We start from the raw sequence: 19,688 nt of genomic DNA, 5'->3' as shown, positions 1-19,688 counted from the left end.
ACGAGGGAGGATCCCGATGGCTGACAGCAACAAATCCGCCAAGCTGCAGATCGACGGAGCGGAGTACGAGCTGCCGATGTTCACGCCCACGGCGGGGCCCGACGTGATCGACATCCGCAAGCTGTATTCGCAGGCGGGCGTCTTTACCTATGACCCGGGCTTTACCTCGACGGCGAGCTGTGACAGCACGATCACCTTCATCGATGGCGACAAGGGGCATCTGCTGCACCGGGGCTACCCTATCGGGCAGCTTGCCGAGAAGTCCCATTTCCTCGAGGTTTGCTACCTGCTGCTTTACGGCGAACTACCGTCGGCGGCGCAACTCGAGGATTTCGAGACCCGTGTGACCAATCACACCATGATCCACGAACAGATGCATTTCCTGTTCCGTGGCTACCGGCGTGACGCGCACCCGATGGCGATAATGGTGGGCGTGGTCGGCGCGCTTTCCGCGTTCTACCACGACTCCACCGACATCAACGATCCCTGGCAGCGCGAGGTCGCCTCGATCCGCATGATCGCCAAGATGCCGACCATCGCGGCGATGGCCTACAAGTACTCGATCGGCCAGCCTTTCGTCTACCCGCGCAACGATCTCGACTACGCGTCGAATTTCCTGCGCATGTGCTTTGCCGTCCCGGCAGAGGACTATCAGGTCAACCCGATCCTCAGCCGCGCCATGGACCGGATCTTTACCCTGCACGCGGACCACGAACAGAACGCCTCGACCTCGACCGTGCGGCTCGCATCGAGCTCGGGCGCGAACCCGTTCGCTTGCATCGCGGCCGGTATCGCCTGCCTGTGGGGTCCGGCGCATGGCGGCGCCAACCAGGCCTGCCTTGAGATGCTCAAGGAAATCGGTACCCCGAACAGGATTCCCGAATACATCGCCCGGGCAAAGGACAAGGACGACCCGTTCCGCCTGATGGGCTTCGGGCACCGGGTCTACAAGAACTTCGACCCGCGCGCCAAGGTGATGAAGCAGTCCGCCGACGAGGTGCTCGACCTGCTGGGCGTGGAGAACAACCCGACCCTGCAGGTGGCAAAGGAACTGGAGAAGGCCGCGCTGGAGGACGAGTATTTCACCGAGAAGAAGCTCTTCCCGAACGTGGATTTCTACTCCGGCATCATTCTGGAGGCGATGGGATTCCCCACTTCGATGTTCACGCCGATTTTCGCCGTCAGCCGCACGGTGGGCTGGATCTCGCAGTGGAAGGAAATGATCGCCGATCCCCAGCTCAAGATCGGGCGTCCGCGGCAGCTCTACAAGGGTGAGACGCTGCGCGACTACGTTGACATCGAGAACCGCTGACGCCGCGCGACCCCCGGGGGGCGTCAGCGCCCCTCGAAATCCGCCTTGCGCTTTTCGTGGAACGCGACGACGCCTTCCTTGAAGTCCCGTGACGTGCCGCATTCGCCCTGGAGCTTGGCTTCGAGGTCGAGCTGCGCGTCCAGCCCCTGCTCCCAGCCCGCGCGAATGGCGCGCTTCAGGTTCCGATAGGCGGTCGTCGGCCCCTTGGCGAGGTGTTCGGCCCGGCCGGTCCAGCGGGCCTCGAACCCGTCATCGGCCACCGCCTCCCATATCATGCCCCATTGGTCCGCCTGCCGCGCGCTGACCGGTTCGGCGAAGAGCGCGGCGCCCATGGCCTTGGCCTGCCCCATCTGTTTCGGCAGCCAGTAGGTTCCGCCGGCATCGGGCATCAGCCCGATCCGCGTGAATGCCTGAAGGAAATACGCGCTCTCGGCCGCGATCACCACGTCCGCGGCCAGCGCCAGGTTGGCCCCTGCCCCGGCTGCCGGGCCGTTGACCGCGCTGATGGTGGGCACCGGGCATTCCCCGATGGCCTGCAGCATCGGCACGTATTCCTCCCGCAGGACACGCTCGAGGTCCAGCGCGGCGGCATTGCCGCTGTCGCTAAGATCCTGCCCCGAGCAGAACGCCTTGCCGTTACCCGTGACGACAAGCACCCGGGCATGCCGCGGCGCATCGCGCACCGCGTCGGTTATCTCGGCCCGCATGCGCGTGCTCAGCGCGTTCATCCGGTCCGGCCGGTTGAGCCGAAGAACCGCGATATCGTTGTCGATGTCGAGCGTTATGGTCTGGTAATCTTTCACGGGGCCCCCTTTTCTGACAGCCGGCCCCGCCTTAGCGGACGCGCGCCGGCCCGCCAATGGCCACGCCGCGTCACTCCCCGAGGATTTCCCGCAGCCGGGCCTGCTCATCCTCTGTCAGGTTGCTTTCGGTCTGTGCCTCTGCCTTGGCCCGCCGGCGCACGAAAACCCAGCCGATCCCCCCGGCAAGGATCAGCATCGCCGGCCCCGCGAGCCACAGGATCAGGTTCGCCCCGCCGGTCTGCGGCTTGAGCAGCACGTATTCGCCGTAACGATCGACGATGTAATCGACGACTTCCTCGTTACTGTCGCCTTCCAACAACCGTTCGCGCACCAGAATCCGCATGTCGCTGGCAAGGTCCGCGTTGGATTCGTCGATGCTCTCGTTGCGGCACACAAGGCATCTGAGCCCTTCGGAAATCTCGCGCGCCCGCGCTTCGAGCTCGGGGTCGTCAAGCATCTCGTCGGGCTGCACGGCCCATGCGGGGGCGGTCAGCAGGCACAGGACCAACGCAAGGCGTTTCATTCGGCCGGGACCCCTTCCACCCGTTGCCCACGGCCCTTGCGCCGGGCACCCGCGGCCACACGGTAACGCCGGTCGCTGAGAGAGAGCAGCCCGCCAATCGCCATGAGGATCGACCCGCCCCAGATCCAGTTGGCCAGCGGTTTGTAATAGGTACGGATGGTCCAGCCGCCCTGCGCCTGCGCGTCGCCGATCACGACGTAGACGTCCCGCAGGAAGCCGTTGTCGAGTGCTGCCTCGGTCGTGGGCATCTGCGCGACCGGGTAGATGCGCTTTTCCGGGGTCATCGTGCCGATTTCCGTTCCGTCCCGGGCCAGCGTCAGCTCGCCCATGGTCGAGACATAGTTGGGGCCTTCGACCTGCCTCACGTCATCCAGCGTCAGGGTAAAGCCAGCCACCTCGAAGGTCTCTCCGAGTTGGACAACGCGGATATCCTCGGCCTCCCATGCTGTCATGGCGGCCACGCCGGCGATGGTCACGCCAAGACCGGAATGCGCCACCGTCTTGCCCCAGTCGGCGCGCGGCAGGCGCCGCAGACGGGCAAACGTGCCGCCGGCGCGCGTCCAGATATCCGTGAGCGCCCCGCCCACCAGCCATGCGGCAAGGAAAAGACCGACCGGCCCCACCGCGCTGCGCCCGGTCTGCATGGCCCATGCCAGCGCCCCGACCGCAAGGGCCAGCACGAGAACGGGCACCAGCCGCCGGAATATCCGGCCGACACGCGCGCGCTTCCATGGCAGCATGGCGCCCACCGGCAGGATCAGCCCGAGCGCGATCATGAACGGTGTGAACGCCATGTTGAAGAACGGCGGGCCGACGCTGAGCTTGCGGTCGAAGAACATCTCGGCCACCAGCGGCCAGATCGTGCCGACGAAAATGACGAAGGCCGAAACGGCAAGCAGGATGTTGTTGACCACAAGCGCCGATTCCCGGCTGACAAGACCGAAGACGCCCTTCGATTTCATCACGTTGGCCCGCGCGGCGAACAGGGTGAGGCCAAGCATCATGAAGGCGGCGAGAATGAGCAGCAGGAACACGCCCCGCTCGGGATCATTGGCAAAGGCATGCACCGAGGTCAAAACGCCGGAGCGCGTTATGAACGCGCCGATCATCGAGAACCCGAAGGCGAGGATCGCCAGCAGGATCGTCCAGCTTTTCAGGCTTTCCCGCTTTTCCACCACGATGGCCGAATGCAGCAGGGCGGCCGCGAAGAGCCACGGCATGAAGCTCGCGTTCTCCACCGGGTCCCAGAACCAGAACCCGCCCCAGCCGAGTTCGTAATAGGCCCACCAGCTGCCAAGGCCGATGCCGATCGTCAGGAACACCCACGCCGCGAGCGTGTAGGGCCGCACCCAACGGCCCCATGCGGCATCCACGCGCCCCTCGATCAGCGCGGCGATCGCGAAGGAGAACGTCATCGAAAGCCCCACATAACCCAGGTAGAGAAAGGGCGGGTGGAAGGCGAGACCGGGATCCTGCAGCAGCGGGTTCAGATCCTGCCCGTCGAAAGGCGGCACCGCCATGCGCAGGAACGGGTTCGAGGTAAACAGGATGAAGGCGAGGAATGCCGCCCCGATCATGGCCTGCACCGACAGGATGCGCGCCTTCAGCGTTGGGGGCAGGTTGTCACCGAACACCGCGGCCATGGCGCCGAACAGCGACACGATCAGAACCCACAGCAGCATCGAGCCCTCGTGGTTCCCCCACACGCCCGTGATCTTGTACAGCAGCGGCTTGTCCGAATGGCTGTTCGTCACCACGAGTTGCAGGGAAAAATCCGAGGTCACGAACGCCCATGTCAGCGCGCCGAACGACACCGCCAGCAGCAAGAACTGCAGCGCGGCGGCGGGTTCGGCAAGCGACATCCAGCCGGGCCATCTCTGATGCGCGCCGACAAGGGGCACAAGCGCCTGCACGCAGGCAACCATGAAAGCGAGAACGAGGGTGAAATGGCCGAGTTCCGTGATCATGAACCGACTATAGAATGCCGCGCGGCGCGGGCCAATCCCAAACCGCGCGCGGGCGGGATCACATTTTCGCGCCCCCGCCTTTGCGCGCGGTGCGCCAGTCATTCAGCGCCGGGTTTTCATCCGGCGCCGTCGCCGAGAGCTCCAGCGCCGCGTCGCCCCCGGTTTCCGCGGCGCGCGGCGCATCGGGTGCCATTCGGCGCAACGCGGCGATGTTTTCCACCACCTGCGGGGTACGGGCCATGGTCGCAGCCAGCGACCGCTGGAATTCATGGCCTTTCGCCTGATGGCGCGCGCCGAAATAGAAGCTGACCACCGCCCCGAGAAGCCACCAGAGCGGTTCCGGCACCAGTTGAATGCCCTGCATCCGCTCGGAAAACCACACCGGGTTGACCATCGCGGTCACGAACAGTGCCACCGTCCCGAAAGCCATGGCCGGCCGCGGTATCCGGTTCAGGCCGTCGATCACGCGGTCGAAAATCCCCCGGCGGGGTCGGTCGAACTCTTCTGCGAGCTGTGCCAGCGCCGCGTGCTGGATCGCGGCCGCGCGTCGGTCCGCGTCGTCCGCGTTCACCCGGAAAATCCCCGCGGTTTCGGCAATGGCGTTGCGCCCGTCGCCGAAGATCAGCGCAAGCAGTCGCTCGATCAGTCCCATGCGCTCACCCGGTCATCGAATTCCGCCTGCGTCATGTGGTAGCGTGGCGAGATGAACGCCTCGGCCCGGCGTATCCAGCCGCCCTTGCCGCCGGCGCGCGTGCGGGCATACTTGCGCATCGCCGGACGTGCATCGGCCAGCCGGAAGTAGTAGTTGCGCCGCGCGATCCCGTAGGCATCCGCCAGATGGTCCGGCGCGGCGGCGTCGGCCGCGCGCGCCGCCGCGGCGGTCTGCGGCCCCACGACACCGTCGACGGCCACGTCATGCCCCATCTGGCGCAACAATCTTTGCAGAATCTTGACAGCGCTGGCTCCCGCGTTCACATACATGTCGAACACGCTGCCCTGTATCGAGTCCGGCAGGTCGCCGATATCGGGCCGACGGAAATAGTGCTCGACGAAGATCGCCTCGGCCTGCGCAGGAGTGAGCGCGCGCACGTCCGCCACGTCGATGTCGCCGTCACGGTCGAGATCCAGCCCCAACCGCCGCAGCGTATGGATCGTCACCCCGTGCCTGGTTGCGCCACCCGGGTCGTCGGGGTCGTTCACGAAACCGCCCTCGCGGGCGATGATCTCTTTGGCAATGTCCGAAACACTTGGCATCCCGAGCCCCTTTCCGCCGTCATGTCGCGCGGAAAGCTGGCGCCGGAGGAGTTAACGGGGCATCTAGCTACCGCCCGGCTCCTTGTAGATGCCCTGCTCCTTGAGGCTGTCGACCACCTCCTTGGGCATGTAATCCTCGTCGTGCTTTGCCAGAATCTCGGTGGCGACGAAAACGCCATCGCGATAACTGCCGGTGCCCACCATGCCCTGGTTTTCCTCGAAAAGGTCCGGCAAGACCCCGGTATAGGTGACCGGCACCACCGCGCCCCCGTCCGTGACGCTGAAGCGGATTTCCTCGCCCTCGCCGCGTTTCAGGCTGCCTTCCTCCACCAGCCCGCCGATTCGGAAAACCTCGGATGGCGGGGGCGGCTCGGCCACGACCTGGCTGGGCGAGCGGAAGAAATTGATCCCGTCGCGCAGCGCATAGCCGATGAGGGCGGTCGAGACGACCAGCGCCAGCGCCGCGATGGCAATGATCTGGATTCTTCTTTTTTTCTTGAGCGATTTCATTTTCTTATCACCCTTTTCTCAGGGAAATACGGGGGCCATCATCAGCCCCTCGGCCTCGTCAAGGCCCAGCATGAGATTGGCGTTCTGGATCGCCTGCCCGCTCGATCCCTTGGTCAGGTTGTCCAGCGCGGCGATAACGATGGCCCGCCCCGACAGCCGGTCGGGAACCACGCCCACATGGCAGAAATTCGAGCCGCGCACATGCCGTGTACTCGGATGCTCGCCCAGTGGGAGAACCTCGATGAACGTCTCGTGCGCATAGGCGGCGGCAAGCGCGCCATGTATCGCCTCCGCCTCGCCCTTGACGTAGACCGTGGCGAGGATCCCGCGGTTGGCCGGCAGCAGGTGGGGCGTGAACTGCACCCGCACCGGCCGTCCGGCAATGGCCGAGAATTCCTGGTCGAACTCGGCCAGGTGACGGTGAGCACCCCCGGCCGCGTAGGCGTGCGCGCCCTCGGACAGCTCGGCATGGAGCAGATTCTCCTTGAGGCTGCGCCCCGCGCCGCTGACCCCGGTCTTGAGGTCGATGATGATGTCGTCGAGGTCGACGACCCCGTCGGCGATCAGCGGGCGCAGCGCGTACTGCCCCGTCGCGGCATTGCAGCCGGTGCCGGCGACCAGCCGCGCCCCCCGGATCTGCCCGCGGTAGAACTCCGTCAGGCCATAGACCGCCTCCTTCTGGCATTCGGGCGCCTGGTGCGCCCCCCCGTACCAGCGGGCGTATTCGCCGGGATCCTCCAGCCGGAAATCGGCGCTGAGATCGACGATCTTCAGCTGCTTGGGCAATTCCCGGATCACCGCCTGACTGGTGGCGTGGGGCAGCGCGCAAAAGCACAGGTCGATGCCCGCGAAATCGATCTCGTCAACGGTCACGAGCTGCGGCAGGTCGAGGTGGCGCAGATGCGGAAAGACGCGTGCCATGCCCTGCCCCGCCTTGGAATTGGCCGCCAGCGCGGCGATCTCCATCCCCGGATGGGTGGCGATCAGGCGGACCAGCTCCGCCCCGGTGTAGCCGGATGCGCCAAGGATGGCGATTTTCTGGGTCATGTGGGGGCCTCTTTGTGACCAGCCCCTTGGATGTAGGCAAAAACAGGCCAGTGCGCAATGCGACCCCGCGGCTCAGGTCTGTTCCGTGACGGGTTCGAAGGTGATCCGCCGGCGCAGGAACTGCGTGGCGCGGTCGGACACGCGCTTGGCATCGCCCGTTGTAAGAAAACGCCCCGGCACGTCAGCCCCGAGCATGCCCGGATGCCTGTCGAGATAATCGGCAAGGCTTTCGGCCACGAGAGCGGGCTGCGAGAACACCTTGACCTCCGGGCCGAGAGCATCCTGGAAAACCGATTCCAGCAGCGGGTAATGGGTGCAGCCCAGAACCGCCGCCTGCGGATGCGGCATCTTGCGCTTGAGCGCCTCGACATGACTGCGCACCAGCGCCTCGGCAAGTATCATGTCGCCGTCCTCGATGGCGTCCACCACCCCGCCGCAGGCCTGTGCCTCGACGTCCACGCCAACCGCGCGGAACGCGAGCTCGCGCTGGAAGGCGCGGCTGGACACCGTGGCAGGCGTGGCGAAAAGCGCCACGTTCTTCACCGCCACCTCCCGCGGCGGTGAGTTGTCGCCCCATTCGCGCTCGGTCAGGGCCTCTATCAGGGGCACGAAAACCCCCAGCACCCGCTTGCCCGGCGGAACGCCTGCCTCCTGCATGCGGCGCAACGCGGCGGCCGAGGCCGTGTTGCACGCCAGGATGACAAGGTCGCAGCCCATATCCCAAAGGGTCTGCACGTGCCCGCGTGTCAGCCGGTAGATGTCCTCCGCATTGCGCACGCCGTAGGGGGCATGCGCGTTGTCGCCGAGATAGATGAAATCCACGTCCGGCAGCCTCTTCTGCACGGCGTCGAGCACGGTCAGGCCACCCAGCCCGCTGTCGAATATGCCTACAGCCATCACGCTCCTCGCCCCGCCGGGGCGTCCCTCATTCGAACTCGAAGCCGGTATCCGAAGGATTTATCGGCCTCGGGCTCAGCTCATACGTCTTGTGACGCAGGAACGCCATGAGGGATTTGCTGTCACGCGCGCGGGCCTCCAGCGCATCGTGGCCGAGGGGCTCACCCACCACGACCCGGACGGAGGTATCGACCCGCTTGCCGAACTCCTTGATCAGAAGCCCCATGCGCAGCGTGTAGTGGAGGTGACTCGCGATCTGGAAAAGTCGCGACGTATGGCCCTCGAAAAACACCGGCACGACCGTCGCCTCGCTCTTGGCGACCATGCGCGCGGTAAAGCTGCGCCAACCCGGATCGAGCGGCTGCGCAAACGGTTTGGCCGCGGTGCTGACGGCCCCGCCGGGAAAGATGCCGATCGCGCCGCCATCCCCCAGATAGTCAAGCGCGGTCCTGCGCGTTTGCAGGTTGAGCGCCAGCGCCGCCTTCGTGTCGTCGAAGCTGACCGGCAGGATGACGCGATCCAGATCCTCGGCCTTGCGAAAGACCTGATGTGCGAGGATGCGGAAATCGCCGCGCGTCCGGCTGAGGATATGGCCCATCATGAGCCCGTCGAGGATGCCGTAGGGATGGTTGGCGATCAGCACCAGCGGCCCGGTCCGCGGGATGTTGTCGAGGCTACCGCCGATCACGTCGAGCGTCAGGCCGTAGCGTTCCACCATGACCTGCCAGAAATCACGCCCAGCGGCGACTTCCTTCTCGTAGCCGCGGGCGCGCTTGATCAGGCGCGTCCGGCCGGTCAGAGTCTCCATCGTGCGTATCATGGCGCGGCCGCCCCGCGTCTGGGCAGAGTAAGAGTAGCTGATGTCACGGGCGACGTGACGCTCCTGACGCATGGTCGGCATCCCGTGCGATTCGCCTTTGTGTAAAGACCGCGCGACGCTTCTGACCAGTCCTTGTTAATCTTTTATGACATCCGGCTATTGCGCGGCCTGGCGCATGTCCTCGCCGCCGGCGCGGATCGTGGCAAGGAGTTCTGCGCGCCGTTTGTCCGCTTTGTGCTTGTTCGCGGCCTTGACGTGGCCGTACCCGCGGATGTCGAGAGGCAACTCTGCCAGCGCCACGATCGCGTCACGCGTGCGCTCGTCGAGACGGGGCAGCACCTCGGCCATGTCGCGCTCGTACTGCTTTATGAGCGCGCGCTCCATCCGGCGTTCGGCCGAATAGCCGAAGATGTCGAGCGGGGTGCCGCGCAGCCCCCGAAGCCGTGCCAAAAGGCGCAGTGGCCGCTCCAGCCACGGGCCGAATTCCCGCTTCCTCGGCCGCCCGTCCGCCCCCTTGCCGCCAAGGATCGGCGGCGCAAGGTGAAAGGTCATGCGAAAATCGCCGTCGAATTCCTCGCGCGCCTTGTCGCGGCTTTTCAGCAGAAGGCGCGCGACCTCGTACTCGTCCTTGTAGGACAGAAGCTTGTGATACCCCTTGGCGACGGCCTCCTTCACGCGGGTGTCCTCGATCCCGTCCACCATCGCGCGATACCGCCGAGCAAGCCGCGCGCCCTGGTACGCGATCAGGTGATCGGCGCGATAGGCGATCCGTTCCTCCAGCGATGCGGGCATCTGCGTGACGTTTGGCGCGAGCATCCGACCCGCGTCGCCGGGGAAGGCCGCGGCCCATCGGCCGATGGCAAAGGCGCGCAGGTTGCGCTCCACCGCCGCGCCGTTGAGGCGCAGCGCCTCGTCGATGGCCTCTTTGCCGACGGGGATCAGCCCCTTCTGCCATGCCGCGCCGAACACCATCATGTTGGAATAGATTGAATCGCCCATCGTGACGCGCGCCAGTTCCGTGGCGTCGAAAAGCTGAAGATCGTCCCCGAGCCGGGTCCGCAGCGACATCTCCAGGCGGTCGCCGGGGATCTGGAACTCGGTGTTGCGGGTGAACTCGCCGGTGATGATCTCGTGGCTGTTGACCACCGCACCCGTCCGCCCCGTGCGGGTCAGGCCAAGCGTCTTGGCCCCGGCCGACACCACGAGATCGCCACCGATGAGCGCGTCGGCCTCGCCCGTGGCGACGCGGATGGCGCTGATGTCCTCCGGCCGCTCGGCAAGACGGCAATGGATATGCACCGCCCCGCCCTTCTGCGCCAGCCCGGCCATTTCCATCATGCCCGCGCCCTTGCCATCCAGCTGCGCGGCCTGCGCCAGCACCGCCCCGATCGTCACAACGCCGGTGCCTCCCACCCCCGTGATGACCACGTTGTGCGTGCCCTCGATGACCGGCAATTCCGGCTCGGGCAGGTCGGGCAGCGTCAGCTCTGTCGCGGCTTCCTTGCGCAGTTGCGCGCCTTCCAGCGTGACGAAGGACGGGCAGAACCCCTTGAGGCAGCTGAAATCCTTGTTGCAGGCGGATTGGTCGATGGCCCGCTTGCGCCCCAGCTCGGTATCTTTGGGCACGATCGCCACGCAGTTCGACTGCACCCCGCAATCGCCGCAGCCCTCGCAAATCTCTTCATTGATGAACACGCGCCTGTCGGGGTCCGGGAAGGTTCCGCGCTTGCGGCGGCGGCGCTTCTCGGCGGCACAGGTCTGGACATAAATAATGGCCGATACACCTTTTATTTCTTTATATTTTTCCTGAACTTGAGGCAACTCGGCGCGCGCGTGCCACTCGATTCCGGGTGGAAAGGCCGCGCGGTCTGGCTGTTCCTTTTCGTCATAGACGACCGCGAGGTGTTTCACCCCCATCGCCAGCAGTTCGCGGGCGATCCGGTCCGGCCCGAGCCCGCCCTCGTTCTGCTGGCCACCGGTCATCGCCACCGCGTCATTGTAGAGGATCTTGTAGGTGATGTTGGTGCCCGCCGCGATCGCCGCGCGTATTGCGAGGATGCCAGAGTGATTGTAGGTGCCATCGCCGATGTTTTGAAAGACGTGAGCGGTGTTGGAAAACGGCGCCTCCCCGATCCAGTTGGCGCCCTCGGCGCCCATGTGCGTGTAACCGCTCGTCTCGCGGTCCATCCACATGGCCATGATATGGCAGCCGATCCCGGCATAGGCGCGACTGCCTTCCGGCAGGTTGGTCGAGGTATTGTGCGGACACCCCGCGCAGAAATAGGGCAGCCGCGTCGCGATTTCCTCGGCGTTGTCGGCCCTGTTTGCCTCCGCGATTTCCGCCAGCCCGGCCTTCACGCGGTCGGTGCCGCGCCCTTCCTCGATCAGGATCTGCCCTATCTTCTCGGCAATCATCACCGGGTCGAGTGCCATCCGCGTCGGGAAAAGCTCCTCACTGTGCAGGCTGCCGGCCCCTCCCTTGTACCAGCCATAGACCCGCCGACCGCGCCGATCGTCAAAGATCGCCTCCTTGATCTGGATCTCGATCAGCTTGCGTTTTTCCTCCACGACAACGATCAGGTCCAGCCCCTCGGCCCAGTCGTGAAAACCCTTCATGTCCATCGGGAAGGTCTGGCCGACCTTGTAGGTCGTCAGGCCCAGCCGTTCGGCCTCGGCCGCGTCGACGCCCAGCAGGTCGAAGGCGTGTTCGAGATCGAGCCAGTTCTTGCCGGCGGCCACGAACCCCACCTTCGCCCCCGGTCTGCCCCAGACGCGGCGGTCGATTTTATTCGCGTGGGCAAAGGCTTCGGCGGCATACCTCTTGTAATCGATCATGCGCGCCTCCTGTGGCACCCAATGATCGCCGAGGCGAATGTTGAGGCCGTCGCCGGGCATGTCGAACTCCGGCGTGACGAACTGCATCCGGTCCGGGCGGCCATCGACGACCGAGGTCACCTCGACGGTGTCCTTCATCGTCTTGAGGCCGCACCAGACGCCGGCAAAGCGCGACATGGCATAGCCGTACAGCCCGAAATCGAGGATCTCCTGAACGCCCGCCGGGCTGAGCACCGGGATGTAGGCATCCACCATCGCCCAGTCGGACTGGTGGCAGGTCGTCGAGCTTTCGCCGGTGTGATCGTCGCCCATGGCCATGAGCACGCCGCCGTGTTTCGACGTGCCGGCCATGTTGGCATGCCGCATCACGTCGCCCGAGCGGTCCACGCCCGGCCCCTTGCCGTACCAAAGGCCGAATACACCGTCATACTTGCCTTCGCCGCGCAGCTCGGCCTGCTGGGTGCCCCATAGCGCGGTTGCGGCCAGGTCCTCGTTCAGGCCCGGCTGGAACACGACGTTGGCGTCCGCGAGGATCTTCTCGGCCCGCGCCATCTGCATGTCGACCGCTCCAAGGGGGGATCCGCGATACCCCGTGACATACCCGGCGGTGTTCAGCCCCGCCGCCCTGTCGCGGGCGGCCTGCATCAGCATCAGGCGCACGAGAGCCTGCGTGCCGTTCAGCAGGACGGGCGATTTCTCCAGATCGAAACGGTCGCTCAGGCTGATCTGCTGCTTGCTCATCGCCGGCCTCCCTCCGGAATTGTCCCACGGTCAAATATAGGGCAAATATAGGTCATTATTTATGACCTATAAAGCAAATATTCGGTGACTTCCATGATCATGACTATATATCCCGGTCCGACTCCTGCTATTGCGGCAGCGCGCCGTTCACGAACCGGAAGTTGTTGTCATGGACTGGGACAAGCTCAGAATATTTCACGCGGTCGCCGACGCCGGGAGTCTGACGCACGCCGGCGACCAGCTTCACCTGTCGCAATCGGCCATCTCCCGCCAGATTCGGGCGCTGGAGGAATCGCTGAATGCCACGCTGTTCCATCGCCATGCGCGGGGGTTGATCCTTACCGAACAGGGCGAGTTGCTGTTCGATGCCACCCGGGCGATGCTGCGCAGGCTCGAAACCGCCACCGCGCGCATTCGTGACAGCGAGGAAGAGGTTTTCGGAGAGCTGCGCGTGACCACCACCATCGGCTTCGGCACGCTCTGGCTGGCCCCGCGTCTGCCCAAGCTGTTCGAGAAGTACCCAGAGCTCAATATCGACCTGATGCTGGAGGAAACCGTGCTCGACCTGCCGATGCGCGAGGCCGACGTCGCCATCCGCATGAAGGAGCCCAGCCAGGCCGACCTGATCCGCAAGCGGCTCATGAGCGTTCACATGTGCCTGTTCGCATCGCGCGACTACCTCGACAAGACGGGCACGCCGGAAAAAACCTCGGACCTGTCCCGCCACAGGCTGATCTGCCAAAACCCTCAGTCCGCGCAGGTCGGCGCGGGCGCGACGCTCGTGCAGGAGCTGATGACGTATGACATCCCGTCCCGCCTGACGGTGAACAACTATTACGGGGTGCTGCAGAGCGTCTTGCAGAACCTCGGCATAGGGGTCCTGCCCGATTACCTGAGCCGGGATTTCCCACAACTCGTGCGTGTCCTGCCCGAGGTGCGCTCGGTGGAGGTGCCGGTTTTCCTCGCCTATCCGTCCGAGTTGCGCCACTCAAAGCGCATTTCCGCCTTCCGCGACTTCGTTCAGGAAGAAATCGTGATTTACCGCAAACATGTTCAAAAACAGGCGTCTGGATGAACAATTAGGCATCTCCTGCCTGCGTTATGCATGCAACACATACCGGCCATGCTGCATTTGCAGCATCTTTTTACTTGATCGCGCGCGGCACACCTTCTACCTCCCCGGCATGACGATGACAGCATCGTTTGCGTCATCATCATACCTCCCTGTTGGAAACTGGCCGGGCTTAGTGCTCGGCCTTTTTTTTGATTTGCACGTTTAACATGCAGATCGACCGGCACGACGGCAGTGTCGAATGACAGGTGAAAGACGGCCTCGGGCAACGGGTCCCGCGCCCTCGGCCAAGCGGCCCTCAAGAGCAGGCCGCGGCAGGCAGGTGCGGCCGATGATACGCGCATTTCCCGACACGCATCCGTCAGCGCGGCACCACCATGCGCCGATGATCCAGGTTTACCGAGGAGATTTGGCTCCGGCGGCAGGGATCGAACCTGCGACCAATTGATTAACAGTCAACTGCTCTACCGCTGAGCTACGCCGGAACACGCAGCGCGATATAGCAACAGGGCTGGGCGGCGTCCAGTGGGGTTTTGACAAAATTTTTGCTTTTCGCCGCCTCGCCGTCAGGCAAGGCGGAAACGGGCGGACTGGCTGAAACCGCCCTCAGGGACGACACGGTTTTTCTGATAAAGATCAACGAGATGTGCGAGAACATTCCGGGCCGCCGCGGGGCGCAGGTCCAACGGCGTATCGGCATAGATCCGGTCGGTGAGCATCCCCGTGTCCGCGGGGCCGTCGGCCAGCGCATCAAGGATGGCGGCCTCGCGCCCCTCGCGGTGGGCGATCAGCCAGTCGAGCCGCCCCGAGGGGTCGGTGATGGGCGCACCGTGACCGGCGTGGAAGACCCGGGCGCCCCTGTCGCGCAAGCGGCGGCAGGAGGCCATGAAATCGGTCAGGTCGCCGTCCGGCGGGGACACAAGCGAACTTGCCCAGCCCATGACATGATCGCCCGTGAACACCGTGTCGCCCATGGCAAGGCAGAGGTGATTGCCAAGGTGCCCCGGCGTCCAGAGCGCGACAAGCTCCCAGTCATGCCCGGCGACGACCGCCCCGTCCCCGAGCACGACATCCGGGGCGAAACCGGGGTCGATGCCCTCGCCCGCGGGCGCCAGCCCCTGCCCGGACAGGTCCTGCATCACCCGGCTGCGTCCCGTGCCCGAGGGGCCGAAACCGCACACGCGCGCCCCGGTTTCCCGCGCGAGGGGCGCGGCCAGCGGGGAATGGTCGGCATGGCTGTGCGTGACGATCACATGCGTGATCCGCTGTCCCGGCGCGAGTGCGCCGAGGATGGCCGCCATGTGGCGCGGGGACTCCGGCCCCGGATCGATCACCGCGATGTCGCGCCGGCCCAGCAGGTAGGTGTTCGTTCCCCGGAACGTCATCGCCGACGGGTTGGGCGCCAGTATGCGCCGCAGCCCGTCGCCGAGCGTCTCGGCGACTCCGATGGGTGGATCGAAGCTGTCCTGCTGCATGGCCCTTCCTTACCACTGGACGCCCGGCTAGGGTCTACCCATGTCTTTCCGGTGGCTCAAACGATACATGCCCTCGGGGCTCTACGGGCGGGCCGTGCTGATCCTGCTGCTGCCGGTTGTCACGGTGATGCTCGTCGTCTCTGTGGCCTTCATCCAGCGGCATTTCGAGGGCGTGACCCGGCAGATGGCCGTTTCGGTCAGCCGCGATGTGAACCTGCTGCTGGAAAGCGGTGACACCGCCGAGGAAATGGCGCGCTCGCGCGTGGCGAAGGTGCTCGAGATCACGGTCACGGACGTCACGGGCGACTCGGTGCCGGCGCAAAGCGACTGGCGCTGGCACGACGTGACAGCCGCGTGGGTCGTGGGGGCGCTCAAGGAATCGCTGCCCGCCACGCTGGCGGTGGACCTTGTCCGAGACGGGTTCGTCGATCTCTACATTGACACCGAACACGGGCCGATGCGCCTGACCTTCGACCGCAACCGCATATCGGCCTCGCGGTCGCATCAGCTTCTGGTCAACATGCTCGGTTACGCGATGATCATGACGGTCATCGCGTTCTTGTACCTGCGCAACCAGCTCAAGCCCATCACGCGTCTGGCCCGCGCGGCAGAGGCGTTCGGCCGGGGCCGGCACATCGACTACCACCCTGCCGGGGCGGTCGAGGTGCGCGCCGCCGGCCGGGCCTTTCTGGACATGCGGGCGCGGATCGAGCGCCAGATCGAACAACGCACGCTGATGCTGTCCGGCGTCAGTCATGATCTGCGCACGCCCCTGACCCGCCTCAAGCTGAGCTTGTCGATGCTCGACGAGGAAGATCGCAAGCCGATGCAGGAGGACATCGCCGAGATGGAGAGGCTGATCGATGCCTTCCTCGACTTCGTCCGCGGCGCGCGCGAGGGAGAGCCCGAGCCGGTCGATCCCGTGGCACTGGTGCGGCGCGTGGTGGAGGACGCGCAGCGCACCGGAACCGCCGTGGCACTCGGCCAGATGGAGGGGACGGGCCGGTTTCCCCTGCGCGAGGCCGGGATCCGCCGCGCGGTGGAAAACCTCGTCAACAACGCCGTGCGTTACGGCACGCGTGCGGAGGTTTCGGTCCACCTCACCGAGTCCGAGCTCAGGATCCGGGTGGAGGATGACGGCCCCGGCATTCCCGAGGAGAGCCGCGAGGATGTCACCAAGCCTTTCGTCAAGCTGGACACGGCCCGTAACCAGAACCGCGGCAGCGGCGTCGGTCTCGGGCTGTCCATCGCCATCGACATCGCGCGCGCCCATGGCGGAACCCTCCGGCTCGGTCAGAGCGAGCGTCTTGGCGGCCTTTGCGCCGATATCGTGATCGGCCCCGACCGCGGCACCGTCGCGGATTGATCGGGACTTGCGGACAGCGCGCCCATTCCACAATCATTCGGTCATGACCGCGCCCACCCACCGCCACCGCATGCCCCGCCTTCGCATCCGCATCGTTTTCGGCAACGACGGGATGATCGGCCCAGGCAAGGCCGACCTGCTCGAACGCGTCGCGCGCTGCGGCTCCATCGCCGGGGCCGGGCGCGAGATGGGCATGAGCTACAAGCGGGCCTGGGAGCTGATCGGCACGCTCAACGCCATGTTCGAGACGCCGCTGGTCGATAGCACGCGCGGCGGCCCCGGCGGCGGAGGCGCCGCGCTGACCGAGCTCGGGCACGAGGTCCTCAGGCTCTACCGCGCGGTAGAGTCGGAGGCGGCCGCGGCCACCGGCCCGCGGCTCGAAGCGCTACAGGCGCGCCTCGTCGATATTCCCGGGGAAAAATAACGCTTGACCGGAAAATCGACACGTTGCGATATGTTCCTGCGAAAATATCAACATGGAGGCGGCCATGGCTTCGCTCTTGACGCGCAGGGCACTTATGCCGGTTCTTCTCGTTCTCGCCACGGCGGCGTTCGCTCCGCTGCAGGCACGCAGCGAGCAGGCGCTGGTCGCCGTCGCGGCGAATTTCACAGATACGGCCGAAGCGCTGGTGCCACTTTTTCGCGAGGCGACCGGTCATGATGTCACCGTGACAACCGGATCCACCGGCAAACTCTACGCCCAGATACGCAACGGCGCGCCCTTCGACGCGATGCTGTCGGCCGACACCGCCACGCCCGCCCGGCTTCTGGCAGAGGGCGCGGCGGTACAGGGCAGCGCGTTCACCTACGCCGTGGGGCAGCTGGCCCTCTGGAGCCGGCAGGAGGACCGCATCGGCAAGAACGGGCGCGAGGCCCTTGCCGATCCGCGGCTGCGCTTCGTGGCCATCGCCAACCCCGAACTCGCCCCCTACGGCGCCGCCGGGCGCGAGGCGCTGATCTCCATGGGCCTGTGGGACACCCTGCAGGACCGGATCGTCATGGGCCAGAACATCGGCCAGACCCATGCCATGGTCGCCACCGGCGCGGCGGAGCTGGGCTTGGTGGCGCTGTCCTCGGTACGCCGACCGGACGGCGCGGCAACCGGCAGCGTCTGGCTGGTACCGCAAGACCTCTACAGCCCCATACGGCAGGACGCGGTGCTGCTGCGGGCGGGTGCCGGCAACCCGGCGGCGCGGGCGTTCCTCGAGTTCCTGCGCTCGCCCCGCGCGGCAAAGGTGATCCGCGCCTACGGCTACGGCAACGGGTAAGGGCATGGAACTGCCCGATCTCGGACCCCTGTGGCTAACGATCCGGCTGGCCGCCGTTACCACGGCGATTCTTCTGGTCGCGGGCACGCCGCTGGCCTGGTGGCTGGCGCATACGCGGGCACGCGCCAAGGCGGCGGTCGAGGCGGTGACCGCCCTGCCCCTCGTGCTGCCTCCGACGGTGCTTGGATTCTACCTGCTGGTGTTCCTCAGCCCTGCCGCCCCCCTCGGCGCGGCGTGGCTGACGGTGACGGGGGCACCGCTGACCTTCTCCTTCGCCGGGCTGGTGGTGGCGTCCTGCCTCTATTCCCTGCCGTTCATGGTCCAGCCCTTGCAAGGCGCGTTCGAGACCGTGGGCCGCGCCCCGCTCGAGGCCGCGGCCAGCCTGCGCGCCGGGCCGCTCGACCGCTTCTTCACCGTGGCCTCGCCCATGGCGCTTCGGGGCTACCTGACGGCAACCGTGCTGACCTTTGCGCACACCATCGGGGAATTCGGTGTCGTGCTGATGGTGGGCGGCAACATTCCCGGCCGCACCAAGGTCGTTTCGATCCAGATATACGAGCAGGTCGAGACCATCGACTACGCCACGGCGCACGGCCTGTCGGCGATCCTGCTGGTCTTTTCCTTCGGCGTCCTGCTCGCGGTCTACACTTTCAACCGCCGCTTTCCGGTTCACCTGGGATAGCCCATGCAGGAACTCTCGATAGCGGCCCGCCTGCGATACCCCGGATTCACGCTGGACGTAACGCACAGCTTCGGCGGCGAAGGCATCACCGCGCTTTTCGGCCCGTCCGGCTGCGGCAAGACGACCCTGCTGCGAATCATCGCCGGGTTCGAGAGAGAGGCCCGGGGCCGCGTGGCCTTTGCCGGCGATGTCTGGATGGACGGCAGCACGTTCGTGCCGCCGCACCGGCGCGGGGTCGGCTACGTCTTTCAGGATGCACGGCTATTCCCTCACCTGACCGTGCGTGGCAACCTTGCCTATGCCCACCGGCGCGCCGCCCCTGCACCGGCACGCTACAGCTTCGATGACGTGGTGGACGCGCTCGATCTCGGCGCGCTCCTCGGCCGGCGGCCGGGCGGGTTGTCGGGGGGCGAGCGTCAGCGCGTGGCGATCGGGCGCACGCTGCTGGCGCGCCCGAGACTTCTGCTGATGGACGAACCGCTCGCCGCGCTCGACACGCGTCGCAAGGCCGAGATCCTGCCCTACATCGCGCGCCTGCCCGACGCATTCGGCGTGCCGGTGATCCATGTCACCCACGCGCTGGAAGAGGTGACCCAGCTCTGCGACCGGATCGTGGCCCTCGCGCAGGGCCGCGTCGTGGCGTCGGGCGACGTGGCGGAGACGCTGGAGCGACTGGATGTCTCCGGCCTGCAGGGCCGGTTCGAGGCCGGGGTGCTGCTGCGCGGGCGCGTGGTATCGCAGGATCCTGAACTGCATCTCACCCGCGTCGATCTGGGCGGGGCAACGCTGGAGGTGCCGGGTGTCGTGCTGACAGCGGGCGCGCCGTTGCGGCTGCGCGTGCGTGCGCGCGACGTGTCGCTGGCCCTGCGTCGCCCTCGGGGCGTGAGCATCCGCAACATGCTCGATGCGCGCATCCTGTCGGTCGCGCCGGAACCCGACACCGCATTCGCCGAGGTGCTCATGGATGTCGCCGGCCAGCACCTGCGAGCGCGGGTGACGCGCGCCGCCGTTCAGGAGCTGGGGCTGAGCGCGGACCGCGACGTGGTGGCGCTGGTCAAGTCGGTGGCATTCGACCGTCAGGCCCTGCCCCGGCGGATGGACAACGACGCGGGTTGA

18 protein-coding genes and 1 tRNA gene are annotated in these 19,688 nt (G+C 66.0%); 7 read left to right on the top strand and 12 right to left on the bottom strand.

Features of this window, described 5'->3' with window-relative positions; genetic code table 11:
* Positions 1-16: 16 nt before the first annotated feature.
* Positions 17-1,312 (top strand): citrate synthase, encoded by a 1,296-nt coding sequence (gene gltA, locus ACH13J_RS04760; protein ID WP_397542164.1) that lies wholly within the window; start codon positions 17-19, stop codon positions 1,310-1,312.
* A gap of 23 nt (positions 1,313-1,335) precedes the next feature.
* Here gltA and ACH13J_RS04755 read toward each other — a convergent pair whose 3' ends face one another.
* From ACH13J_RS04755 to ACH13J_RS04710, 10 genes are all read right to left on the bottom strand, one after another.
* Positions 1,336-2,115, bottom strand: a complete 780-nt coding sequence (locus ACH13J_RS04755; protein ID WP_397542163.1) for an enoyl-CoA hydratase-related protein — start codon at positions 2,113-2,115, stop codon at positions 1,336-1,338.
* A 70-nt stretch (positions 2,116-2,185) separates the two neighbouring features.
* Entirely contained in the window at positions 2,186-2,638 is a 453-nt protein-coding gene (locus tag ACH13J_RS04750; protein WP_397542162.1) for a cytochrome c-type biogenesis protein CcmH, read from the bottom strand.
* Positions 2,635-4,605, bottom strand: coding sequence for a heme lyase CcmF/NrfE family subunit (locus ACH13J_RS04745; RefSeq protein ID WP_397542161.1), 1,971 nt, complete (start codon positions 4,603-4,605; stop codon positions 2,635-2,637). Before ACH13J_RS04745 ends, ACH13J_RS04750 begins: the two co-directional genes overlap by 4 nt.
* 58 nt (positions 4,606-4,663) lie before the next feature.
* The gene (locus ACH13J_RS04740; protein WP_397542160.1) at positions 4,664-5,257 is read right to left on the bottom strand and encodes a holin family protein; all 594 of its coding nucleotides are present in this window, start codon (positions 5,255-5,257) and stop codon (positions 4,664-4,666) included.
* Complete coding sequence (locus tag ACH13J_RS04735; protein WP_397542159.1) at positions 5,248-5,859, bottom strand: holin-associated N-acetylmuramidase; 612 nt, start codon at positions 5,857-5,859, stop codon at positions 5,248-5,250. Before ACH13J_RS04735 ends, ACH13J_RS04740 begins: the two co-directional genes overlap by 10 nt.
* 63 nt (positions 5,860-5,922) lie before the next feature.
* The gene (gene ccmE, locus ACH13J_RS04730; protein WP_397542158.1) at positions 5,923-6,369 is read right to left on the bottom strand and encodes a cytochrome c maturation protein CcmE; all 447 of its coding nucleotides are present in this window, start codon (positions 6,367-6,369) and stop codon (positions 5,923-5,925) included.
* A gap of 18 nt (positions 6,370-6,387) precedes the next feature.
* Positions 6,388-7,416 carry an N-acetyl-gamma-glutamyl-phosphate reductase gene (gene argC, locus ACH13J_RS04725; protein WP_397542157.1) on the bottom strand — a complete coding sequence of 343 codons (1,029 nt, stop codon included), beginning with the start codon at positions 7,414-7,416 and terminating at the stop codon, positions 6,388-6,390.
* A gap of 72 nt (positions 7,417-7,488) precedes the next feature.
* Complete coding sequence (locus tag ACH13J_RS04720; protein WP_397542156.1) at positions 7,489-8,313, bottom strand: aspartate/glutamate racemase family protein; 825 nt, start codon at positions 8,311-8,313, stop codon at positions 7,489-7,491.
* Positions 8,314-8,341: 28 nt separating this feature from the next.
* On the bottom strand, positions 8,342-9,205 hold the full coding sequence (locus ACH13J_RS04715; RefSeq protein WP_397542155.1) for a 1-acyl-sn-glycerol-3-phosphate acyltransferase: 864 nt from the start codon (positions 9,203-9,205) through the stop codon (positions 8,342-8,344).
* 84 nt (positions 9,206-9,289) lie between these two features.
* A complete protein-coding gene (locus ACH13J_RS04710; RefSeq protein WP_397542154.1) occupies positions 9,290-12,709 on the bottom strand; it encodes an indolepyruvate ferredoxin oxidoreductase family protein in 3,420 nt (1,139 codons plus the stop codon).
* A 169-nt stretch (positions 12,710-12,878) separates the two neighbouring features.
* On the opposite strand from ACH13J_RS04710, the gene ACH13J_RS04705 reads away from it, so the two are divergent.
* Positions 12,879-13,784: a LysR substrate-binding domain-containing protein gene (locus ACH13J_RS04705; RefSeq protein WP_397542153.1), complete on the top strand. Its 906-nt coding sequence runs from the start codon at positions 12,879-12,881 to the stop codon at positions 13,782-13,784.
* Between the two features lie 407 nt (positions 13,785-14,191).
* Here ACH13J_RS04705 and ACH13J_RS04700 read toward each other — a convergent pair.
* A tRNA-Asn gene (locus ACH13J_RS04700) sits at positions 14,192-14,266 on the bottom strand.
* 81 nt (positions 14,267-14,347) lie between these two features.
* Entirely contained in the window at positions 14,348-15,256 is a 909-nt protein-coding gene (locus ACH13J_RS04695) for an MBL fold metallo-hydrolase (RefSeq protein ID WP_397542152.1), read from the bottom strand.
* Positions 15,257-15,296: 40 nt separating this feature from the next.
* Between ACH13J_RS04695 and ACH13J_RS04690 the strand changes: the two genes are divergently transcribed.
* The 5 genes from ACH13J_RS04690 to modC all read left to right on the top strand — a co-directional run bounded on the left by ACH13J_RS04690 (position 15,297) and on the right by modC (position 19,688).
* The gene (locus ACH13J_RS04690) at positions 15,297-16,622 is read left to right on the top strand and encodes an ATP-binding protein (RefSeq protein ID WP_397542151.1); all 1,326 of its coding nucleotides are present in this window, start codon (positions 15,297-15,299) and stop codon (positions 16,620-16,622) included.
* Between the two features lie 43 nt (positions 16,623-16,665).
* Positions 16,666-17,046, top strand: a complete 381-nt coding sequence (locus ACH13J_RS04685) for a winged helix-turn-helix domain-containing protein (protein ID WP_397542150.1) — start codon at positions 16,666-16,668, stop codon at positions 17,044-17,046.
* Between the two features lie 64 nt (positions 17,047-17,110).
* A complete protein-coding gene (gene modA / locus ACH13J_RS04680) occupies positions 17,111-17,890 on the top strand; it encodes a molybdate ABC transporter substrate-binding protein (protein ID WP_397542149.1) in 780 nt (259 codons plus the stop codon).
* Between the two features lie 4 nt (positions 17,891-17,894).
* A complete protein-coding gene (gene modB, locus ACH13J_RS04675; protein WP_397542148.1) occupies positions 17,895-18,572 on the top strand; it encodes a molybdate ABC transporter permease subunit in 678 nt (225 codons plus the stop codon).
* 3 nt (positions 18,573-18,575) lie between these two features.
* Positions 18,576-19,688, top strand: coding sequence for a molybdenum ABC transporter ATP-binding protein (gene modC / locus ACH13J_RS04670; protein ID WP_397542147.1), 1,113 nt, complete (start codon positions 18,576-18,578; stop codon positions 19,686-19,688).

The organism is Roseovarius salis (genome assembly GCF_044472985.1).
GTDB classification, from domain to species: domain Bacteria; phylum Pseudomonadota; class Alphaproteobacteria; order Rhodobacterales; family Rhodobacteraceae; genus Roseovarius; species Roseovarius salis.
This window is presented reverse-complemented; position numbering and strand designations above follow the sequence as displayed.

What these genes read in the sequence shown, in the direction of transcription:
- gltA (WP_397542164.1), top strand. Translation starts at nt 17, where the DNA reads ATGGCTGACAGCAACAAATCCGCCAAGCTGCAGATCGACGGAGCGGAG.
- ACH13J_RS04750 (WP_397542162.1), bottom strand. Translation starts at nt 2,638, where the DNA reads ATGAAACGCCTTGCGTTGGTCCTGTGCCTGCTGACCGCCCCCGCATGG.
- ACH13J_RS04745 (WP_397542161.1), bottom strand. Translation starts at nt 4,605, where the DNA reads ATGATCACGGAACTCGGCCATTTCACCCTCGTTCTCGCTTTCATGGTT.
- ACH13J_RS04740 (WP_397542160.1), bottom strand. Translation starts at nt 5,257, where the DNA reads ATGGGACTGATCGAGCGACTGCTTGCGCTGATCTTCGGCGACGGGCGC.
- ACH13J_RS04735 (WP_397542159.1), bottom strand. Translation starts at nt 5,859, where the DNA reads ATGCCAAGTGTTTCGGACATTGCCAAAGAGATCATCGCCCGCGAGGGC.
- ccmE (WP_397542158.1), bottom strand. Translation starts at nt 6,369, where the DNA reads ATGAAATCGCTCAAGAAAAAAAGAAGAATCCAGATCATTGCCATCGCG.
- argC (WP_397542157.1), bottom strand. Translation starts at nt 7,416, where the DNA reads ATGACCCAGAAAATCGCCATCCTTGGCGCATCCGGCTACACCGGGGCG.
- ACH13J_RS04720 (WP_397542156.1), bottom strand. Translation starts at nt 8,313, where the DNA reads ATGGCTGTAGGCATATTCGACAGCGGGCTGGGTGGCCTGACCGTGCTC.
- ACH13J_RS04715 (WP_397542155.1), bottom strand. Translation starts at nt 9,205, where the DNA reads ATGCGTCAGGAGCGTCACGTCGCCCGTGACATCAGCTACTCTTACTCT.
- ACH13J_RS04710 (WP_397542154.1), bottom strand. Translation starts at nt 12,709, where the DNA reads ATGAGCAAGCAGCAGATCAGCCTGAGCGACCGTTTCGATCTGGAGAAA.
- ACH13J_RS04705 (WP_397542153.1), top strand. Translation starts at nt 12,879, where the DNA reads ATGGACTGGGACAAGCTCAGAATATTTCACGCGGTCGCCGACGCCGGG.
- ACH13J_RS04695 (WP_397542152.1), bottom strand. Translation starts at nt 15,256, where the DNA reads ATGCAGCAGGACAGCTTCGATCCACCCATCGGAGTCGCCGAGACGCTC.
- ACH13J_RS04690 (WP_397542151.1), top strand. Translation starts at nt 15,297, where the DNA reads ATGTCTTTCCGGTGGCTCAAACGATACATGCCCTCGGGGCTCTACGGG.
- ACH13J_RS04685 (WP_397542150.1), top strand. Translation starts at nt 16,666, where the DNA reads ATGACCGCGCCCACCCACCGCCACCGCATGCCCCGCCTTCGCATCCGC.
- modA (WP_397542149.1), top strand. Translation starts at nt 17,111, where the DNA reads ATGGCTTCGCTCTTGACGCGCAGGGCACTTATGCCGGTTCTTCTCGTT.
- modB (WP_397542148.1), top strand. Translation starts at nt 17,895, where the DNA reads ATGGAACTGCCCGATCTCGGACCCCTGTGGCTAACGATCCGGCTGGCC.
- modC (WP_397542147.1), top strand. Translation starts at nt 18,576, where the DNA reads ATGCAGGAACTCTCGATAGCGGCCCGCCTGCGATACCCCGGATTCACG.